General features: G+C 30.6%; 22 protein-coding genes and 1 tRNA gene. 11 read left to right on the plus strand and 12 right to left on the minus strand.

Annotated features, from left to right (window positions below):
* Position 1 precedes the first annotated feature (1 nt).
* Positions 2 to 808, plus strand: coding sequence for a hypothetical protein (locus tag Q4487_RS15255; RefSeq protein WP_303544008.1), 807 nt, complete (start codon positions 2 to 4; stop codon positions 806 to 808).
* Positions 808 to 2,868 (plus strand): chitobiase/beta-hexosaminidase C-terminal domain-containing protein, encoded by a 2,061-nt coding sequence (locus Q4487_RS15260; protein WP_303544007.1) that lies wholly within the window; start codon positions 808 to 810, stop codon positions 2,866 to 2,868. The genes Q4487_RS15255 and Q4487_RS15260 overlap by 1 nt, the downstream gene beginning before the upstream one ends.
* Here the strand turns inward: Q4487_RS15260 and Q4487_RS15265 are convergent.
* From Q4487_RS15265 to Q4487_RS15295, 7 genes are all read right to left on the minus strand, one after another.
* On the minus strand, positions 2,865 to 3,140 hold the full coding sequence (locus tag Q4487_RS15265; protein WP_013621890.1) for an ATP-dependent Clp protease adaptor ClpS: 276 nt from the start codon (positions 3,138 to 3,140) through the stop codon (positions 2,865 to 2,867). The genes Q4487_RS15260 and Q4487_RS15265 overlap by 4 nt on opposite strands.
* 22 nt (positions 3,141 to 3,162) lie before the next feature.
* Positions 3,163 to 3,999 (minus strand): 50S ribosomal protein L11 methyltransferase, encoded by an 837-nt coding sequence (prmA, locus tag Q4487_RS15270; protein ID WP_303544005.1) that lies wholly within the window; start codon positions 3,997 to 3,999, stop codon positions 3,163 to 3,165.
* Positions 4,000 to 4,041: 42 nt separating this feature from the next.
* Positions 4,042 to 4,791, minus strand: a complete 750-nt coding sequence (tpiA, locus tag Q4487_RS15275; protein ID WP_100896562.1) for a triose-phosphate isomerase — start codon at positions 4,789 to 4,791, stop codon at positions 4,042 to 4,044.
* Between the two features lie 136 nt (positions 4,792 to 4,927).
* Complete coding sequence (locus Q4487_RS15280; RefSeq protein ID WP_303544003.1) at positions 4,928 to 5,437, minus strand: GyrI-like domain-containing protein; 510 nt, start codon at positions 5,435 to 5,437, stop codon at positions 4,928 to 4,930.
* Positions 5,438 to 5,439: 2 nt separating this feature from the next.
* The gene (locus Q4487_RS15285; RefSeq protein WP_303543999.1) at positions 5,440 to 5,871 is read right to left on the minus strand and encodes a PH domain-containing protein; all 432 of its coding nucleotides are present in this window, start codon (positions 5,869 to 5,871) and stop codon (positions 5,440 to 5,442) included.
* A gap of 1 nt (position 5,872) precedes the next feature.
* On the minus strand, positions 5,873 to 6,967 hold the full coding sequence (locus Q4487_RS15290) for a BT_3928 family protein (RefSeq protein ID WP_303543996.1): 1,095 nt from the start codon (positions 6,965 to 6,967) through the stop codon (positions 5,873 to 5,875).
* A gap of 70 nt (positions 6,968 to 7,037) precedes the next feature.
* Positions 7,038 to 7,574, minus strand: a complete 537-nt coding sequence (locus tag Q4487_RS15295) for a DUF1599 domain-containing protein (RefSeq protein ID WP_100896566.1) — start codon at positions 7,572 to 7,574, stop codon at positions 7,038 to 7,040.
* A 116-nt stretch (positions 7,575 to 7,690) separates the two neighbouring features.
* On the opposite strand from Q4487_RS15295, the gene folP reads away from it, so the two are divergent.
* The 3 genes from folP to Q4487_RS15310 are packed head-to-tail and all read left to right on the plus strand — an operon-like array spanning position 7,691 to position 10,141.
* On the plus strand, positions 7,691 to 8,527 hold the full coding sequence (gene folP, locus Q4487_RS15300) for a dihydropteroate synthase (RefSeq protein ID WP_303543993.1): 837 nt from the start codon (positions 7,691 to 7,693) through the stop codon (positions 8,525 to 8,527).
* Positions 8,528 to 8,571: 44 nt separating this feature from the next.
* A complete protein-coding gene (gene cdaA / locus Q4487_RS15305; RefSeq protein ID WP_013621882.1) occupies positions 8,572 to 9,360 on the plus strand; it encodes a diadenylate cyclase CdaA in 789 nt (262 codons plus the stop codon).
* 1 nt (position 9,361) lies between these two features.
* A complete protein-coding gene (locus tag Q4487_RS15310; RefSeq protein WP_303543990.1) occupies positions 9,362 to 10,141 on the plus strand; it encodes a DUF3667 domain-containing protein in 780 nt (259 codons plus the stop codon).
* Position 10,142: 1 nt separating this feature from the next.
* On the opposite strand, the gene Q4487_RS15315 is transcribed toward Q4487_RS15310, so the two are convergent.
* Together Q4487_RS15315 and truA are read right to left on the minus strand one after the other, a co-directional pair.
* Positions 10,143 to 11,918 carry an ABC transporter ATP-binding protein gene (locus Q4487_RS15315; RefSeq protein WP_303543987.1) on the minus strand — a complete coding sequence of 592 codons (1,776 nt, stop codon included), beginning with the start codon at positions 11,916 to 11,918 and terminating at the stop codon, positions 10,143 to 10,145.
* Positions 11,911 to 12,663 carry a tRNA pseudouridine(38-40) synthase TruA gene (gene truA / locus Q4487_RS15320; protein WP_100896570.1) on the minus strand — a complete coding sequence of 251 codons (753 nt, stop codon included), beginning with the start codon at positions 12,661 to 12,663 and terminating at the stop codon, positions 11,911 to 11,913. The genes Q4487_RS15315 and truA overlap by 8 nt, the downstream gene beginning before the upstream one ends.
* 138 nt (positions 12,664 to 12,801) lie before the next feature.
* Here truA and Q4487_RS15325 point away from each other — a divergent pair, with 138 nt between their 5' ends.
* The 3 genes from Q4487_RS15325 to Q4487_RS15335 all read left to right on the plus strand — a co-directional run bounded on the left by Q4487_RS15325 (position 12,802) and on the right by Q4487_RS15335 (position 14,573).
* Entirely contained in the window at positions 12,802 to 13,296 is a 495-nt protein-coding gene (locus tag Q4487_RS15325) for a metallophosphoesterase (RefSeq protein WP_100896571.1), read from the plus strand.
* Positions 13,297 to 13,461: 165 nt separating this feature from the next.
* Positions 13,462 to 14,295 carry an AraC family transcriptional regulator gene (locus Q4487_RS15330; RefSeq protein WP_303543982.1) on the plus strand — a complete coding sequence of 278 codons (834 nt, stop codon included), beginning with the start codon at positions 13,462 to 13,464 and terminating at the stop codon, positions 14,293 to 14,295.
* A gap of 86 nt (positions 14,296 to 14,381) precedes the next feature.
* A complete protein-coding gene (locus Q4487_RS15335; protein WP_303543979.1) occupies positions 14,382 to 14,573 on the plus strand; it encodes a hypothetical protein in 192 nt (63 codons plus the stop codon).
* A gap of 61 nt (positions 14,574 to 14,634) precedes the next feature.
* Here Q4487_RS15335 and Q4487_RS15340 read toward each other — a convergent pair whose 3' ends face one another.
* Entirely contained in the window at positions 14,635 to 15,045 is a 411-nt protein-coding gene (locus Q4487_RS15340) for a DUF4293 domain-containing protein (RefSeq protein ID WP_100896574.1), read from the minus strand.
* Positions 15,046 to 15,242: 197 nt separating this feature from the next.
* Between Q4487_RS15340 and rho the strand changes: the two genes are divergently transcribed.
* The 3 genes from rho to Q4487_RS15355 all read left to right on the plus strand — a co-directional run bounded on the left by rho (position 15,243) and on the right by Q4487_RS15355 (position 18,357).
* On the plus strand, positions 15,243 to 16,907 hold the full coding sequence (gene rho / locus Q4487_RS15345) for a transcription termination factor Rho (RefSeq protein ID WP_303543976.1): 1,665 nt from the start codon (positions 15,243 to 15,245) through the stop codon (positions 16,905 to 16,907).
* Positions 16,908 to 17,028: 121 nt separating this feature from the next.
* Positions 17,029 to 17,664 carry a hypothetical protein gene (locus Q4487_RS15350; RefSeq protein ID WP_303543973.1) on the plus strand — a complete coding sequence of 212 codons (636 nt, stop codon included), beginning with the start codon at positions 17,029 to 17,031 and terminating at the stop codon, positions 17,662 to 17,664.
* Positions 17,665 to 17,670: 6 nt separating this feature from the next.
* On the plus strand, positions 17,671 to 18,357 hold the full coding sequence (locus Q4487_RS15355; protein WP_303571900.1) for a hypothetical protein: 687 nt from the start codon (positions 17,671 to 17,673) through the stop codon (positions 18,355 to 18,357).
* A gap of 257 nt (positions 18,358 to 18,614) precedes the next feature.
* Here the strand turns inward: Q4487_RS15355 and rpsT are convergent, their stop codons facing one another.
* Positions 18,615 to 18,866, minus strand: a complete 252-nt coding sequence (gene rpsT, locus Q4487_RS15360) for a 30S ribosomal protein S20 (RefSeq protein ID WP_013621871.1) — start codon at positions 18,864 to 18,866, stop codon at positions 18,615 to 18,617.
* 46 nt (positions 18,867 to 18,912) lie between these two features.
* Positions 18,913 to 18,984: transfer RNA gene (locus tag Q4487_RS15365), tRNA-Glu, on the minus strand.
* Between the last annotated feature and the right edge of the window lie 2 nt (positions 18,985 to 18,986).

Below are 18,986 nucleotides of genomic sequence, written 5' to 3' on the forward strand. Positions count from 1 at the left end.
TATGAAAAAAATAATATACATATTAATTTTTATAGTTGGATTTTCTTGTACTAAGAACAAGAAACAAAATTATGCCCAAACAAAAGAAATACAGCTAGTTCCTCCAAACTTTACCGTAGATTCTATATTTTTTAAAAACAATGCTACTATTAACTTCTCTAGTACTTTAGCAAATACCACATTAAAATATTCAGTTGGTAATAGTAGCATTACTCACGACTCTAAAACATTAGATTCTCCTTTAAAAATAGAAAAATCATCTACATTGGCTGTTAAAGCTTTTCATACAGATTATAAAGAGAGTGAAACTGTTAAGCTTCAGGTAAAAAAAATAAAACATAACATATCAAATGCATTAATACGTATTTTTCCTGAGCCTAGTGGCACTTATTCTGCCAATGGTGCTGCTAGTCTTACAGATTTAAAAAGTGGTTACCCTCAATTTAAAAAAAACAATGCTTGGTTAGGTTTTAATACAAAAGAAATTAGCATTAATGTAGTTTTAGACAAACCTTTATTACTCTCTAAAATAACATTACACACATTAACTGCACAAGGAGACTGGATTTTTGCTCCAGAGCAAATTAGTATTAAAAACAACAATAAAGTTATAGGAGAGCTAGTAAATAAAAAAGCTAGCAAACAAAGCTTAAGTGGTGCAAACGTAAACTTTACAGAAGTGCCCATTACTCCTAAAACTTACAATGAGTTTACCATTGTAGTTAAAAGCTTAAATGGCATACCAAATTGGCATTCTGGTGCCAATAGTACCCCTTGGTTTTTTATTGACGAAATTATAGTAGAATAATGCAGATACACACACTATACATACATATAGGAAATTTACACCCTTTATTTGTTCACCTTCCAATAGGCATACTAAGTTTTGCTTTTATATTAGAAATTTACTTAAAAATTAAAAAATCTAAAGAAACAGACATTGCTAAACTGGCATTAGGTTTAGCTGCTATTACTGCTTTATTTTCTTTAGGTACAGGATGGCTTTTAGGTGACAATGGTGGCTATGATGAGCAAGCACTATCTAGACATAAATGGATGGCTGTTGCACTTACAGTATGCAGTGTGTTGTTATTTATTTTACGCTCTTTAAATCAGAAATGGAGCTCAAAAATTTTCTTTCCATTATTTATAATTACACTTGCATTACTTGGTATTACAGGTCATTTAGGAGGAAATATGACTCACGGAGATGATTTTCTTTTTCAAGATAACTCTACCAAAGAAGTAGCTATTACAGATATTAATAAAGCTAAAGTATACAAAGATGTTGTACAACCTATTTTAGATACCAAATGCGTTAGCTGTCACAATGCAAACAAAGCAAAAGGAGAACTTATACTTACTAGTAAAGCCTTTATATTAGCTGGTGGTGAAAATGGCAGTGTTTTAGATTCTATAAACGGAGAACAAGCCTCACTATTAGGAAGAATACATATGCCAGTAGAAGACAAATTGCATATGCCTCCTAAAGGAAAAGTACAGCTTACAACTGAAGAAGTTAATTTGTTAGAATGGTGGATGAAGAACAATAATTGTTTTGATTGTACTGTAAATGAAACTAACACCAGTGCACAAACTAAAGCTATTTTAAAAAATTTAGAAAAAGACACTACATCTATTGGTATACTTACAGCAAGTTTAGAACCTGCTCCCTTAGAGTGGATAGCTAAAATGAATGCAAACGGATTTAGCATTATTCCGCTAGCAGAAAAAAGTCCTTTGTTACTTGTAACCCTTGCTAACAGAAAAGGTATTACCAGTAAAGACATTAAAAAACTAGAAGATTATGCAGATAATATTGTAGAACTTAATTTAGGTTTTACAGATTTTAATGATGATATGGCAATGCTATTGCCCAACTTTAAAAATATTATAAAATTACAGCTACAGAAAACTAAAATAACATCTAAAGCTTTAGAGGAGATTGAAAAGCTAGAGTTATTAGAGTCCTTAAATTTATATGGTACAGCCGTTACTAGTGATATTTTTAAGCATTTAAAAAAATTAGATAAATTACAAAAAGTATACTTATACCAAACTAAAATACAAAACAGTGAGCTAGCTAATTTACAAAAAGACAAACCACAGCTTGTTACAAAGCATTTATCTGATACAATTTTTAATGATGCCGAACTAAACAATCCGTTTATTGTAAATGCCACAGATTTTTTTAATACTGAAATTGATATAGAGCTTACACACGTTTTTAAAACTGCAAACATATTTTACACTTTAGACGGTACTGAGCCAGACACAACATCTACTAAGTATACTGCTCCTATTAAACTTACAGACTCCAAAACCATAAAGTTTTATGCACACAAAGATGACTGGAAACAAAGCAACGTGGTAACAGCCAATATTAAAAAAAGTGGTTTAAAATTAGATTCTATTTGGTTAGATAAAAAACCACATGAAAATTATAAAGGTGATGGTGCGAACTCTTTAAAAGACTTAAAAAGAGGCTCTATAAATTTCCAAGACGGTTTGTGGTTAGCATACCAAGGAGAAAACTTAAATGCTACTATTGCCTTTAATGAACCTAAAGAGATAAGTACAGTTTCTGTTGGTTCTTTAACTAAACCTACTAGTTGGATATTTAACCCTATTGGTTACAAGGTATGGACAAGTACTAATAACAAAGATTATACACTTATAAAAACAATAAAATTACCTGTTCCCCAAAAATATGTAGATGATGCCATTTCTTTTTACGATATAACTTTTGATAAAACAGTGGCTAAATACGTAAAAGTTGAAGTGGTCAATATAACAAAAAACCCAGCTTGGCATCCAAATCCTGGAGGCAAAAGCTGGGTTTTTGTTGATGAAATTCTTGTAAACTAAACTATTTCTGCACTTAAACCTGCTTGCAATAGTTTGCTACATCTTGGTTCTAAATCTTTATATGAACCGGTTTTAACGGTACACTTACCTTTGTAATGCACCAAAAAAGCGCATTGTTCTGCTTGTATTGGTGTATGGTCGCAAGCATCTACCAGTGTGTCTATAACATGATCAAAAGTATTTACATCATCATTAAACAACACTATTTCATTATTGTTTGCTACCTCTTCTTCAACTAAAAGTTCTTCTAAATATTTTTCCTGATTACTCATAATCTTCTAACATTTATACTAACTAAAATACATATTTTACGGCAACCCAATTATTTTTTTCAAGATTTTTTTCAAACTTTAAACCTACTTCATTACATTTTTCTGTAATTACCGGGATATCTTCTTTGTAAAATCCGCTTAAAAATAAAATACCGTCTTTAGTTAAACACTTTGCATACTCTGGTATATCTGCTAATAAAATATTTCTATTAATATTAGCTATAATAATATTGTACTTCTGATCTTTAAGCAAGCTAACATCTCCCTCAAAAACATTTATTTGGCTACAATTGTTACGTTCTTTATTCTCTAAAGCATTTAAGTAACACCAATTATCTATATCTATTGCATCTATAGAACCTGCATTTTTCATTGCTGCTAAAATTGCCAAAACACCTGTTCCGCTACCCATATCTAAAACAGATTTTCCTGTAAAATCATGTTCTAAAATATGCTGTAACATCATATGTGTAGTTTCATGATGTCCAGTACCAAAACTCATTTTTGGTTCTATAACAATATCAAACTTGGTATTTGGCTTTTCATGAAAAGGTGCACGCACAGTACAAACGTCATCAACTACAATTTTCTCAAAGTTTTTTTCCCACTCTGCATTCCAGTTCTGTTGTTCTATTTCTTTAAAGTTAAAGCTAATATCAAAATTCTCATTAGATAATATTTGCACATTTTTTACATTCTCTTCTGTCCAAAGATCCTTTAAAATATATGCTTGTACTCCTTCTTCATTTTCTACAAAACTATCAAAACCAACTTCGCCCAATTGCGCAATTAATATGTCTGATGCTGGTTGCAATGGTGTAACATTAAAATTGTATTCTATATAGACTAAATCTGCCATTATGTACGTATTAGTAACTTTTTTTAAAAGTGCAAAGGTACTTTATATTGCGTCTATAATAGCAATAAAATCGTCTGCTTTTAGTGCTGCTCCACCAATTAAGCCACCATCTACATCTGTCTTAGAAAAAATTTCTTTAGCATTTGCAGGTTTTACACTACCACCGTATAAAATAGAAACAGCTTCTGCAATTTCTGTAGTATACTCATTTGCTATTGTTTTTCTAATAAAAGCGTGCATTTCTTGCGCTTGTTCTGGAGATGCAGTTTCACCTGTACCAATTGCCCATACTGGTTCATATGCCAAAACAATGTTAGACCAAGCTTCTGGCTTTAAATTAAAAAGTGCATTTTTTAATTGAGATGCAACAACGTTAAAATGATTATCAGATTTACGATCTTCTAATTCTTCACCAAAACAAAAAACAACACGTATATTTTTTTCTAAAGCAGTAATTACTTTTTTAGCTAAAATTTCATCAGTTTCTCCAAAATAAGCTCTACGCTCAGAGTGACCAATAATTGCTGTATTTATACCAATATCTAACAACATATCTGCAGAAATTTCACCAGTGTAAGCTCCGTTTTCTGCAAAGTGCATATTTTGTGCAATTACCTGTATTGTAGATGATTTTACATCTTGTACAGCCGCTGCTAAATTTACATAGGTTGGTGCTACCATAACTTCTGCTTCTGTATCTGGTAATTTACCAGCTAGCTCTGCTAATAAAGCATTTGTTTCTGTTAAGGTTTTATTCATTTTCCAGTTACCTGCAACTATTTTTGCTCTCATTTTTATGTGTTTTAAGAGTTCATTATCAATTTAAAACATCAAATATAGCATATAATATTTGTATCACTTAATGATTTCTCATTAGTAACAAATAACTATCTAATCCTTAAAAAAAAGGCTTTAGTCTGATAAAAATTTAATGTTTTTTGCTTTTTATTGGTATCCAAACTTCCTCTACAGAATCTGGATTTGCTGCTCCTAAATATCTGTGGTCTAAAAACTCAAAATGTGGTCTTTGGTCTAGGTCATAATCTGACTTAGCTAGCCATTCTGAAAATATATATTGAAATGCAGAAGAAAAATCTTTGGCCATACCCTTGTATAAAAACACAGCATACAAACCACCTTTAAGCTCTAACATTTGCATACCGCTGGGAACCTCTTGTTTTTTTAACACTGCTACAGCTGCCCATTTATTAAACTTTGCTGCTGGGTTAAAATTTACAAAAGAGTATTCTTTTCCATAATCTTGAACCGAATAATATTCGCCTTTAATATGGTTAGTTACTTCATCTCTCCTAGTCATAAAACTTTTCCAGTGTGTAACATTATCCATAGTAAGTACAGAAACCTCCTTTTTAATACCTATTAAAATTTTAGGTTCTAATTCTTTTATCTCTGGTGTTATACTTACTAAGTTACCCATTGTTATGCTTCAATAATTTTTATGGAACTATTATGCTTTAAAATTTCTTTGATAAAGCTATTGTTTGTTTTTGGGCTTATGTAAACCTCATCAAACTTATTATATTTTATAATTAAGCCTTTACTTGCTGTAGCTGGCTTAAGACCAACCCATAGTGTTTTACCTTTTATAATTTGGTGTATATCTTTAATAGGAATGTCACCTTTAAACGGACCACTTTTATAACTTAAAGTTGTAGAAGTAAGCTTGTAGCTTGTACCATAAAACACCCACAATATTAAGTATAATACCAAAACGTTAATTACTGCACTAACTATGTGATTTGTAGTTTTAACTTCATTAAAAATACTAAAGAAAAGAACTGAGCATAATAATAGTATTACAACTATCATAACACCATTGAATAAATTATCTTTTCTACTTTTAAAAATCATTTTAAAACTTTAAATCATCTACATCATTATAATGTACTTTTTGTTTAATTGTACCTTTTTCTAATACCAAAACAGCCGGATTAGAACGAACTACAGTTTTTAACGCAGTTTCATCTGTAAAATAAAAACTAAAATCTAGATTGTATTTTTTTACAATTTGACTAGATAAATCATTGTTAGAAGCAGACATCCCAATAACTTTATATCCCTTAGCTATAGCTTTGTCTGTAACTGTTTTTATTGCCGTAAAAGCATCATAATCACTTTTTGCCAAATCATATGCAATTACCATAACCAACTTATCTTCTTGCAATAAAGAAGATGCAAAATCTTCACCATCTTTTTCAATTGTAAAATCGTGTATAGGTGGCTCGTACCCTTTTTGTACCTCTGTAGTTTCTACACTTACATACTCGCCATCTACAGTTGGGTAATCTCCTTGGGTAACGTATATTTTTTCTTCGCCGTTTACATTAAACTTCCATTCGTAATCAAAAATTGGCTCTGGCGCACCTTCTGGCACAGACATACCTTCTACTATATTAGCACCAATTTTGTAAGGTCTAAAATCTTTAACAGGCAAATGGTCTAGTACGTAGTTAGCAAATAACACACAGGCAAGTAAGCCTAGCAAAACAATACCTCTTGTGACATTAAAATTAAAAAGTGGCTTTATATGTTTAATTCCAAAGAATAAAAGTAGAATATAAAATAGTAGTATTACGTCTTTAATAAAAGACTGAAAAGGAGTAAGTTTTATTGCATCTCCAAAGCAACCACAATCTGTTACTTTATTAAAATAGAAAGAATAGAAGGTTAAAAAGGTAAAAAAGACAATCATCCCCAGTAAGCTATATACTGTAAACTTTGGTCTATAACCAACCAAAAGCATAATACCAAGTAATACTTCTACAATTACAACTACTATAGAGATTGATAAAGCGTGAGGCTCAAAAAAAGGCATATTTAATACACCAACGCTAAAATATTCTTCTAATTTAAACGAAAAACCAACCGGATCGTTAAGTTTTATTAATCCGCTTATGATAAATAATATTCCAACAAAGACCCTACTTAAACCTACTAAAAACTTCATACAATAATTAAATTTGAAAAATACAACTTAAAAGTACGCCTGCGTAGCTTTTAACTTTTGCTTATAATTTTTACTCGTTTAAGTGAATTAGTGCAAAAACCGAATAATTTATAATATCCTGGTAATTAGCATCTATACCCTCACTTACAATAGTTTTTCCTTTGTTGTCTTCTATTTGCTTAACACGCAACAACTTTTGCAAAATAAGATCTGTTAAAGAGCTTACACGCATTTCTCTCCAAGCCTCACCATAGTCGTGATTCTTATTTTCCATTAAGGTTTTTGTAATGGTAATGTGCTTGTTATAAAGTTCTACAGCCTCAGCAACATCTAAATCTGGTTGTTCTACAATCCCTTTTTCAATTTGCACCAATGCCATAATAGCATAATTAATAATGCCAATAAATTCAGATTTTTCACCTTCATCTACCTTTCTAACATCGTTTTCTTGCAAACCACGTATACGTTGTGCTTTTATATAAATCTGGTCTGTTAAAGACGGTAAACGTAAAATACGCCAAGCACTACCGTAATCTTTCATTTTTTTTTGAAAAAGCTCACGGCATTCTTTTATAACCGCATCATATTGTTCTGATGTATTCTGCATTTATCTTGTGTAATTTGTGTAAATTTCGCTTAAAATTTTGAACTAATCAAAAGTAAGGGTTTTATCTTAAATCATTTATTTTTAAAAAGTTTATAAAAATCATTTTAACACACAGTATGACAATTAATTGCAACGGAAATTTAATAGACCTATCTACACCTAAGGTAATGGGAATATTAAACCTTACGCCTGACTCTTTTTATGACGGCGGAAGTTATAAAGATGAAAACGACATTGTAACCAAGGTTGATAAAATGCTTGCAGATGGTGCTACTTTTATAGATGTTGGCGCTTATAGCTCTAGACCAAATGCAACTAACATCTCTGTTGATGAAGAAATTAATCGTATTGTACCAGTAGTAAAACTGCTTGTAAAAAAATTTCCTGGCATTATACTTTCTATTGATACTTTTAGGAGTGCTGTAGCTAAGGCCTGTTTAAATGATGGTGCTGCATTAATTAACGATATTTCTGCTGGTGCTTTAGATGATAAAATGATGAGCGTAATTGCAGAATACAAAGTACCGTATATTATGATGCATATGCGTGGCACTCCAGAAACTATGCAACAACTAACTACATATACAAATGTAACTTTAGACATAAAGCAGTATTTTGCTAAAAAACTTGCTGAAGCAAGAGCTTTAGGTATTATAGATTTAGTAGTTGATCCTGGTTTTGGATTTGCAAAAACTACAGAACAAAACTTTAGCGTATTACAAAACTTAGACCTTTTTAAAACAATGAATGTACCAGTACTTGCAGGTATTAGCAGAAAATCTATGATTTATAAAACGTTAGACACCACTGCTAATAATGCTCTAAATGGTACAACTGCACTAAACACTATTGCTTTAACAAAAGGAGCTAATATTTTAAGAGTACATGATGTTAAAGAGGCTGTAGAATGTATTACTCTTTATACTGCTTTACAGTTAAATGAAACCTTATAATTTAATTACTCATTTTTTTTATAATTTTACAAAAACCCTTTTACTTGGATTTTCTAAATTTTCTTGATTTTAAAATAACAGATATTATAGACATAATTTTAGTGGCTGTACTACTGTACTACATATATAAGCTAGTACGTGGCTCTGTTGCTATTAATATTTTTATTGGTATTGTAATTGTTTGGGCACTTTGGAAACTTACCGAATTGTTAGATATGAAAATGATTAGCAGTATGGTTGGTGGGTTTATGAATATTGGATTAATTGCCCTAATTATTGTTTTTCAGCAAGAGTTGCGTAAGTTTTTATTAATGATAGGTTCTACCAATTTTGCCACAAAACGTAATTTCATAAAACATTTTAAATTTTTAAAGCAAGAAGCTATGACTACAGATACCAATGTAGAAGCCATAGTAAATGCTTGTGATAAAATGGGTAAATCTAAAACAGGAGCACTACTGGTTTTAGAACGCACTAACTCTTTAGACTTTGTAAAAAGTACTGGAGATAAAATGAATATTGAAATTACCCAGCCTATTTTAGAAAGTATTTTTTATAAAAATAGTCCGTTACATGATGGTGCTGCCGTTGTAGAAAACAATACCATTGTTGCCACCAGAGTAATACTACCCGTATCACAAGAGCGTACCATACCATTACGCTTTGGATTAAGACATAGAGCTGCAGTTGGTATTACAGAAAAAACCGATAGTTTAGCACTTGTTGTTAGCGAAGAAACTGGCACCATATCTTACATAAAAAACGGAGAGTTTGTACTTTACAAAGATTTAGACGAACTTACAAGTCTTATTAAAGAGGACTTAATATCTTAAAATGAATTGTAAAAATTGTGCAAATAGTCTACAAACAGACTATTCTTTTTGTCCAGATTGTGGTGCAAAAGTTATTAGAAATAGACTTACTATTAAAAATTTACTTAGTGACATTACAGAGCGCTACTTTAACCTAGACAATACTTTTTTACGCACTTTTTTACATTTATTTACAAAACCAGATATTGTTATAAATGGTTATGTAAATGGCACAAGAAGAAAATACGTTAACCCTATTAGCTATTTTGGTATTGCACTAATGTTAGCAGGTTTTTTAATGTTTTTTATGCGCAAGGTTTTTGATTTTGAAATGGATTTTGATGCTTTTGACCAGGGAATGAATCCTGAGTTTACTAAAAAAATGATGGATGTACAATATGATTACTCCTCCTTATTTTTTATAAGCTACATACCTATTTTTTTAATTGTAGGACTCATTACATTAAACAAAAGAAAACACATACTAGCAGAATATACAATTAGTGTAATTTATAGCTTAGCTCAATGGAGTATTTTGTCTTTTTTTACAAGTATGCTTATGATTACCTATTTCCCAGAATCATTCTCAAATTATACTTTACTGCTTACCCTATTTTTAATTTTGTATTTTTTATACGTACAGCAAAAGTTGAATAAGTATTCTACTTGGCAAATAATTTACAAATCAGTGTTATTTATAGTAATACTATCTACTATATTCATAGGAACAGTAACTTTTATAATGATAGTTGCTATGGCTACAGGCCATTTAAATCCTGCAGATTTTGTTCCTTCAAAATAATTTAAGCTACTTCATCTGCTACAAACTGTGCTTGGTAAAGATTGTAATAATAACCTCCTTTTTTAAGTAACTCTTTATGTGAACCGCTTTCTATAATATTACCTGCATCCATAACAATAATTTTGTCCGCTTTTTTAATAGTTGCCAAACGGTGTGCAATAACAATAGATGTTCTGCCTTGCGTAATTTTCTCTGTCGCCTTTTGTATTAATTGCTCTGAGTATGTATCTACAGAAGATGTAGCCTCATCTAAAATTAAAATACTTGGGTTACTTACATAAGCACGTAAAAAGGCTAACAATTGGCGTTGTCCACTAGATAGCATAGAACCACGCTCTTTTACATTATACTGGTAATCATTAGGAAGACTTGTAATAAAATCATGAACAGATATTTCTTGTGCTGCCTGTGTTATTGTGTCTAACGTTATATCTTCATTTTTTAAAGAAATGTTATTTTCTATGGTATCAGCAAATAAAAATACATCTTGCAATACAACCGCTATTTTATCTCTTAATGATGCTAACTTGTAGTTTTTAATATCAACACCATCAACCAAAATTTCACCAGAATTTATTTCGTAAAAACGGTTTAATAAATTTATAATGGTAGATTTTCCTGCTCCTGTAGCACCAACAATAGCTATTGTTTCACCAGCTTTTACATCAAAAGAAATTCCGTGTAAAACCTCTTCTCCTTCTACATATCCAAAATGCACATTTTTAAAAGAGATGTCTCCTTTTATAGATGGTTTCTCAAAAGATCCTTCATTTGTAATTGTGTCTTCTCTGTCTAATATTGCAAACACTCTATTAGCAGCTACCATACCCATTTGTAGTACATTAAATTTATCTGCTATTTGCCTTAATGGTCTAAATAACATTTGTGAGAGTTGTATAAACATAAATATGGTACCCAACTCATCTAGATCATTATTTAAAACAACACGTAGACCACCGTACCATACAATTAAACCAATAGCTACAGATGAAACAATTTCTGCAATTGGAAAAAAGATAGAGTTGTACCAAACTGTTTTTAACCAAGCGTTTCTATGTTTTTCATTTATAACTCTAAACTTTTCTTGCTCTACTTTTTCTCTATTAAAAAACTGAACAATTTTCATTCCTGTTAAGCGCTCTTGTACAAAAGTATTTAGGTTAGATACTTGCGCCCTAACATCTATAAAAGCAACCTTCATTGCCTTTTGAAAAACGCGTGTAGCATAGATTATTATTGGCATAATAGCAAAAACTATAAGTGCTAATTTCCAACTATAAAATAGCATTACACCCGCTACAACTACCATTTTTAAAAGATCAGAAACAATCATAAAAAAACCTTGACTAAAGATTTCTCCAATACGCTGTATATCTGTTACTGCACGTGTTACTAGTAAACCTACCGAAGAATTATCATAATATTTCATTTTAAAACTAAGCATATGCTTAAACAGTTTTATTCTAATATCTTTAATAACAGATTCTCCCAACCAGTTAGCGTAATACACAAATGAAAGCTGACTTAACACTTCTAAAATTAACACAACCATCATTAAAACAATAATGTTTAACAACAATCCGTGATCTTTATTTTCTAAAGCTGTATTTACAATTTGCCTTAGTAAAATTGGACTTAAAACTGCAAAAGCAGATAAGGATATTGCAGCAATTACAACACCATAAAAAGTAATTTTATACGGTTTTGTAAACTCTAGCAATCGTTTTAACAGCGTATAGTCAAACGCTTTTCCTGTATCTTTTTCTGTTTTAGCCATTCTTCTTAATAATATTTTCGGGGTACAAAACCTGCGTTAAATATAATGCTTTTGCTGGCACAGAGGTACCTGCCTCTGCCCTACTTTTACTTGCTATAATTGTGCGTATGTGGTCTACAGTAATTTTACCCGTGCCAACATCTAAAAGCGTACCAACAATGGCTCTTACCATATTACGTAAAAACCTATCTGCAGTAATTGTAAACACAAATTTATCTTCTTTTTGTTCCCACACTGCTTTTTTAACATTACAGTAATAGGTTTTAACATCTGTTTTAGATTTAGAAAAACACTCAAAATCCTGTTTACCTAATAATAATTCGGCAGCTCTATTCATCTTTACAACATCTAATTGTTGCTTAACATAGTGTGCTGTAGACAAACTAAAAGGGTCTTTTTTATGTGTAACTAAATATTCGTAAGTACGTTCTGTGGCATTAAACCTAGCGTGGGCATCTTCAGGAACCTCATAAATATTTTGCACCGCAATATCATCTGGCAAAAAAGAATTTAACCTACGTATTAGATCTTTAGAGTCTGTTATAGTTACCACATTAAAATGTGCATACATTTGCTTAGCGTGTACACCAGCATCTGTTCTACCAGCACCCATTAAAGAAACTTTTTCTTTTAAAAGTGTACTAAATGCTTTTTCTAACTCTTCTTGTACAGTTATAGCGTTTGGCTGTATTTGCCATCCGTGGTAAACTGCTCCAAAGTATGAAAATGCCACAAAATATCTCAAATTGAATTCCTATTTTTGTAAGCTACAAAGATACTTAATATAAGTAAGATTTTAGCAGCCAGTAAAACGTATTACTTTAATTAAAGATTAAATTATGCCGCTACTTCTTTTCAATTTTATAAAAACTAATTAATTAGAATGACAAAAATTTTATTACTGTCTGATACACATAGCCATATTGATGATGCTATTTTAAAATACGTTAAGCAAGCTGATGAAGTCTGGCACGCTGGTGATATTGGTAGTTTAGATGTTACAGATAAAATAAAAGCTCTTAAACCTTTAAAAGGTGTTTATGGTAATATTGATGATGACAAAGCTAGACTAGAGTTTCCGTTAGACAATAAATTTATGTGTGAGAAGGTAGCAGTTTGGATTACACATATTGGAGGTTATCCAGATAAATATAATGTACGCATAAGAGAAGAGATAAAAGTAAATTCTCCTAAAATATTCATTAGCGGACACTCGCACATTTTAAAAGTTATGTTTGATAAAAAATTAAACTTATTACATATGAACCCTGGCGCCTGTGGCAAACACGGTTTTCATCAAGTACGTACTATGCTCCGCTTTACAATAGATGGCGAGGACATAAAAGATTTAGAAGTAATAGAACTTGGCAAAAAATAAATTTTAAGTAATACCACAAATTTTGCTTTTAACAGGGTGACAAATAATTATTTATAATTTTTATATAACTCGTGTTTTTTTATATTTACAATAACAAACCATAATATTAATATTAGACGAGTATATACCAAACTTACATTATTAACCACATATTTTCCCCAATTTATGATTAATAACTCTAAAATTACTGTTGTAGATTTAGAAACCTACAAAGCAGACCCTGAAATACATAATAATAAAAATTTTTATAAAATATGTATTATTCACCCCAAAAGTAAATTACATTATCCTAGTAAAACAATAACTATAGATAAAACAGTTTTAGTTTTTACAAATCCGTCATTAGTTTACAAGTGGGAACCCATATCTGATGAACAAATAGGATACTCTTGCTTATTTAACCCTACATTTTTAGCTAAAAACACAAACGATTTAGAAAAAAAATGTCCTTTATTTAAATTAGGATCCAATAATATTTTTTATTTAAATAATGAGCAAGAAAAACACGTTACAACTATTTACAAAAAAATAGAAGCAGAATTAAAAAGTAGCTATAAAAATAAAGATGCTGTAATAAGTAACTATATAAGTTTATTAATACATGAAGCTCTTAAACTAGAGACAAATTCAGAAAACAACAATCCTAAATGTGCTGCATCTAGAATTACTTCTTTGTTTTTTGAACAATTAAATAAACAGTTTCCTATAAAAAATACAAACACATGTATTACTTTAAAATCTCCTAAAGACTTCTCAGAAAACTTATCAATACATATTAATCATTTAAACGACTCTGTAAAAAGTATTACAGGTAAATCTACATCTACTCACATAAAAGAAAAATTAATTGCAGAAGCAGAAAATATGCTTTACAATACAGATTTAAATATATCTGAAGTTGCATATTGCTTAGGTTTTAACTATCCAAATAACTTTAGCAAGTTTTTTAAAACAAATACAGGCAAATCTCCTTTAGAATACAGAACTGTTATTCTTTGATTTTTATATGCTATGGTTTGATTTTGATACTTTTTTATAAGAATCAATATTTAATTTTACTAAACCAAACCCATATATAGTCTTTTATGATTAATGATATTGAACTAAAAGGAAGAACTAAAACCGAAGTTCTTAACCTTTTTGGCTCTCCTACAAAGGGAGCAATTACTAATGTTTGGACGTATAAAATAACGTCTAACAATTTAGATAAAGAAATAACTATTTATTTTGACCCAGAAAACGGAAAAGTGCTTTTATACGATGATGAAAAAGTATAAAAAGTAAAAAACCCGGGAACAACCCCGGGTTTTACGCACTAATATAACTAAGATGTTAGGTTTAACGCAAGCGATCAACAGATTTTACAAGATCTTCATCCTTTTTAATGAACCTATTGGCTAACACTAAAAATACGATAGAAAATAGTGGAATCAACATCCCAATACCCTTCTCAGAAACAACAGTTTCTCCGGATAAGTTTAGCGATCGGGAAACGAAAAATCCTAGTATAAAAAGATTACATATCATATTCAACCTGTTTAAAACAAATTGATTTTTTCTATTTCTAAATAATAAAATGGACAAAAAAGCTAATATAGCAGATATATAAAAAGCAATAGAAATGTACATTTCATCTCTAGCAAAAATAATAGTTCCGTTGTCTAATGTCCATAAGCTAGCAAAAAAAGGAAGCACAGCTGCCAAGACAACTACTACTAATAAAAAAACAGTTTGTATTCTCTGAATCATTTTTTTCTTTTTTTGAAAAAACAAAAATAGCGTCTTTTTAAGATTTATCAATGAAATATTAAAAATAATTTGTAATATTGCTACAGAATATTAGTAATATCGCTTACCGACAGGGACTTTCAAGTCCAAATAAGTACCCAAATTACACACTTCAAGATTTCATATTTTTCAACAAAGTATAACTTATTCAACATTACATGTTTGAGATTTCCGATTTAAAAGCAAAAAAGCTTCCTGAGTTACAGGATATTGCAAAAGGTTTAAATGTTCCTAAGTTTAAAACATTAAAAAAACTAGATTTAGTTTATCAAATTTTAGATGTACAAGCAGCTAACCCTAAAGCGGTAGAAGAAGTTGTTGTAAAAGAACCTAAAAAAACTGAAGAAAAACCTGTTGCTAAGGCAAAAACTGCTGAAAAACCTAAACCACGACCTGTAAAAAGAGAGCGCGTTTTAAGAGAAAAGCCTAAGCCAAAAGCAAAAGAAGAAACAACTACTGAAGAAGAAAAAAAGGAACCAGCTGCAAAAAAAGCTCCTCTTCCTAGAAAAGCGCCCGTAGCAAAAACTGCTAAGCCAACTACTTCTCCAGAAAAAAAACCTGTACATAGGAACTCACCTCAGCAGGGACAAAAAAATAACAATCAGCACAAAAACCAAAACAAAAAACCACAACATCAAAAAAACCAAAGAGACAAGAGTAATTTTGATAAAGACTTAAAAAATAGGTATAAAGAACCAGAATTTGAGTTTGATAGTATTATTGCTAGTGAAGGTGTTTTAGACATTATGCAAGATGGTTATGGTTTTTTAAGATCGTCTGATTATAACTACCTTTCTTCTCCTGATGATATTTATGTGTCACAATCACAAATTAGATTATTTGGTTTAAAAACAGGAGACACAGTATTAGGAAATGTACGCCCACCAAAAGAAGGTGAAAAGTATTTTCCGCTTATTAAAGTAAATAAAATTAATGGTATAGATCCACAAGTTGTGCGTGACCGTGTTTCTTTTGAACATTTAACACCATTATTTCCTCAAGAAAAATTTAACCTTGCAGACAGGCAAAGTAATATTTCTACAAGAATTATAGATTTGTTTTCACCAATTGGTAAAGGACAACGTGGTATGATCGTTGCACAGCCAAAAACTGGTAAAACGATGCTTTTAAAAGACATAGCTAACGGTATTGCTGCAAACCACCCAGAGGTTTATCAAATTGTATTATTAATTGATGAACGCCCGGAAGAGGTTACAGATATGCAACGAAATGTACAAGGAGAAGTAATTGCTTCTACCTTTGACAAAGAACCATCTGAACACGTACGTGTAGCTAACATTGTACTAGAAAAAGCAAAGAGGTTAGTAGAATGTGGCCATGATGTGGTTATCTTATTAGATTCTATTACACGTTTAGCAAGAGCATACAACACAGTACAACCTGCATCTGGTAAAGTATTAAGTGGTGGTGTAGATGCCAACGCTTTAAACAAACCAAAACGTTTCTTTGGAGCTGCTCGTAATATAGAAGGTGGCGGATCATTATCTATTATAGCTACAGCACTTACTGAAACCGGTTCTAAAATGGACGAGGTTATATTTGAAGAATTTAAAGGAACTGGTAATATGGAGCTTCAGTTAGATCGTAAAATATCTAACAGAAGAATATTCCCTGCTATTGACCTTACATCTTCTAGTACACGTAGAGATGATTTATTACTAGATAAAGAAACTATACAACGTATGTGGATTATGCGTAAGTATCTTGCAGATATGAACCCTGTAGAAGCTATGGAATTTATAGAGCAACGTTTTAAACAAACAAAAAACAATGAAGAGTTTTTATTGACAATGAATCAATAACAAACAACTTTACTACATACAAAAATCCTACTAATTAATTTTAGTAGGATTTTTTATTTATTGATTTTCAGAATACTACAAAAAAGTGACTATATTTATGCGACCGTAAAACCCAATACTTATGATGACCAATAAAATGAAAGCTTTTTACTTTATCTTATCATTATCAATACTAGTAGTTAGTAGTTGTGAAAGTCCTAAAAAGCAACAGGAAGAACATCCAGAACTAGCCAAAGAAGTAAAACCACCTTCTGAAATAATAAGCACAAAAAAAGCTCAGACTCTTTTTGATAGCTACTCTAAAAGAAGGGCTCCACTAATACAAGAATATGAAGACAAGTTAGATCCTAGTACAACTTTTGATGTTGCTAGATATGGTTATTATGACCTTGAAACTTTAAAAAATTACATTGCATTTATAGAGCAAGAAGCCAAAAAAGCAGATGTAAAAATTAGCACCTTACGATTTTACCTAGCTAATTACCCAGACAGCAAAGAATACAAGCACCCTAAACAAAATACATTTTTTATAGCACCTACAACCACTGTAGACGGTAAAGAGTATCCGTTTTCTGTAATTACAGATGGTAAAACATACAAACCAAAGTTTTTAAAAGATAACTTTATTATAAAACCATTTGAGAAAACTACCACAGAAGAGGCTTCTTTTTTTCCAAATATTTCATTTTTTAATGAAGATGACGAGCAGAGTTTAATTCTGAATGAATTTGGTTTATTTCCACCCCCTTACAATTAGAAATTAATGCCAAATATAACATTATACATTATTTTATTTTTTTACGCATTAACGTTAGCTATTGCACTATGGCGTTATCCTAAATATTACAATACAGCATTAAAATATTATCCTATCTTAATAGCATATACACTTGCATCAGAAGCAATTGGTATTGCTATTAGGATATATCCAGATTCAATAATGTTACCTATATCCAAGTTTTACCAAAACTACAATAGACCTATTTATAACGTATTTAACATCATATTTTTTTTATATTTTTTTAATCTTTATAAAAACTACACAGATAGTCTTGCTCTAAAAAAATATATAAAAATTGGAAGCTCCTTATTTATAGCAATTAGTATCTCAAATATTTTTACACAAGACTTCCTTACAGACGGACAAATACTAACTTATGTTACTGGTGGGTTTTTATTGATACTGATTATCCTAAACTACCTAAACAAAATAGATTGGCTACAAAACAAAAAAGACCCCATTAAAAATATACTATACTGGCTTAGCTGGGGGTTATTAATTTTTTATTCAGGCTACCTACCTCTTAAATTATCATATCACTTTAAAATAATAAAAACAATGGATAGTTACATAATAACTAGATGGCTTCATTTTAGTCTCATCATAATTATGTATTTATGTTTTATATATGGTTTTATTAAAATGAAACGCAAATTAGTTAAAGAATAAAACAAACAGTTTAGATTAGTACTCATACACCTTAATTACGGAAGCTAGAAGAGGTTTAACTAAACAATGTAAAAAATTATAAAAGCTAAAATTACTAAACCTAACAAAGCTCTAAAACAACTACAAACTTTTAGTTTAACACCCTAAACATAACTATTCTACTCATTGTTTTATCAAGATAAAAGAAAATGACAAAACAAAAAAAAAGCGCTCTTTATAAAAAGAGCGCTTTTAATATTATCACTAAAAAATAGAACTTATAAAGCTGCTACTTGTTTAGTTAATTTACTTTTAAGGTTAGATGCCTTGTTAGCGTGTATAATATTACGTTTAGCTAACTTATCTAACATACTAATAACTGTAGGCAACATAGTTTCGGCAGATTTCTTATCCTCCTCAGCGCGTAACTTTCTCAATGCATTACGCATTGTTTTGTGCTGGTACTTGTTACGTACACGTGCTGCTTCGTTTCTTCTTATTCTTTTTAATGCTGACTTGTGATTTGCCATTTTATTTCTCTTATTATGTTTTTAACGGGTTTCACCCCAAAAATTGTAGTCCGTAGGGGAATCGAACCCCTGTTACCAGGATGAAAACCTGGCGTCCTAACCCCTAGACGAACGGACCAT

Origin of the sequence: Cellulophaga sp. 3_MG-2023, from assembly GCF_030546975.1 — a bacterium.
In the GTDB taxonomy this organism is placed as follows: domain Bacteria; phylum Bacteroidota; class Bacteroidia; order Flavobacteriales; family Flavobacteriaceae; genus Cellulophaga.

What these genes read in the sequence shown, in the direction of transcription:
- Q4487_RS15310 (WP_303543990.1), top strand. Translation starts at nt 9,362, where the DNA reads ATGAATTGTAAAAATTGTGCAAATAGTCTACAAACAGACTATTCTTTT.
- Q4487_RS15330 (WP_303543982.1), top strand. Translation starts at nt 13,462, where the DNA reads ATGATTAATAACTCTAAAATTACTGTTGTAGATTTAGAAACCTACAAA.
- Q4487_RS15295 (WP_100896566.1), bottom strand. Translation starts at nt 7,574, where the DNA reads ATGCAGAATACATCAGAACAATATGATGCGGTTATAAAAGAATGCCGT.
- folP (WP_303543993.1), top strand. Translation starts at nt 7,691, where the DNA reads ATGACAATTAATTGCAACGGAAATTTAATAGACCTATCTACACCTAAG.
- Q4487_RS15315 (WP_303543987.1), bottom strand. Translation starts at nt 11,918, where the DNA reads ATGGCTAAAACAGAAAAAGATACAGGAAAAGCGTTTGACTATACGCTG.
- Q4487_RS15355 (WP_303571900.1), top strand. Translation starts at nt 17,671, where the DNA reads ATGCCAAATATAACATTATACATTATTTTATTTTTTTACGCATTAACG.
- Q4487_RS15340 (WP_100896574.1), bottom strand. Translation starts at nt 15,045, where the DNA reads ATGATTCAGAGAATACAAACTGTTTTTTTATTAGTAGTAGTTGTCTTG.
- rho (WP_303543976.1), top strand. Translation starts at nt 15,243, where the DNA reads ATGTTTGAGATTTCCGATTTAAAAGCAAAAAAGCTTCCTGAGTTACAG.
- Q4487_RS15255 (WP_303544008.1), top strand. Translation starts at nt 2, where the DNA reads ATGAAAAAAATAATATACATATTAATTTTTATAGTTGGATTTTCTTGT.
- rpsT (WP_013621871.1), bottom strand. Translation starts at nt 18,866, where the DNA reads ATGGCAAATCACAAGTCAGCATTAAAAAGAATAAGAAGAAACGAAGCA.
- Q4487_RS15260 (WP_303544007.1), top strand. Translation starts at nt 808, where the DNA reads ATGCAGATACACACACTATACATACATATAGGAAATTTACACCCTTTA.
- Q4487_RS15325 (WP_100896571.1), top strand. Translation starts at nt 12,802, where the DNA reads ATGACAAAAATTTTATTACTGTCTGATACACATAGCCATATTGATGAT.
- Q4487_RS15350 (WP_303543973.1), top strand. Translation starts at nt 17,029, where the DNA reads ATGATGACCAATAAAATGAAAGCTTTTTACTTTATCTTATCATTATCA.
- Q4487_RS15285 (WP_303543999.1), bottom strand. Translation starts at nt 5,871, where the DNA reads ATGATTTTTAAAAGTAGAAAAGATAATTTATTCAATGGTGTTATGATA.
- Q4487_RS15290 (WP_303543996.1), bottom strand. Translation starts at nt 6,967, where the DNA reads ATGAAGTTTTTAGTAGGTTTAAGTAGGGTCTTTGTTGGAATATTATTT.
- prmA (WP_303544005.1), bottom strand. Translation starts at nt 3,999, where the DNA reads ATGGCAGATTTAGTCTATATAGAATACAATTTTAATGTTACACCATTG.
- Q4487_RS15280 (WP_303544003.1), bottom strand. Translation starts at nt 5,437, where the DNA reads ATGGGTAACTTAGTAAGTATAACACCAGAGATAAAAGAATTAGAACCT.
- Q4487_RS15335 (WP_303543979.1), top strand. Translation starts at nt 14,382, where the DNA reads ATGATTAATGATATTGAACTAAAAGGAAGAACTAAAACCGAAGTTCTT.
- tpiA (WP_100896562.1), bottom strand. Translation starts at nt 4,791, where the DNA reads ATGAGAGCAAAAATAGTTGCAGGTAACTGGAAAATGAATAAAACCTTA.
- Q4487_RS15265 (WP_013621890.1), bottom strand. Translation starts at nt 3,140, where the DNA reads ATGAGTAATCAGGAAAAATATTTAGAAGAACTTTTAGTTGAAGAAGAG.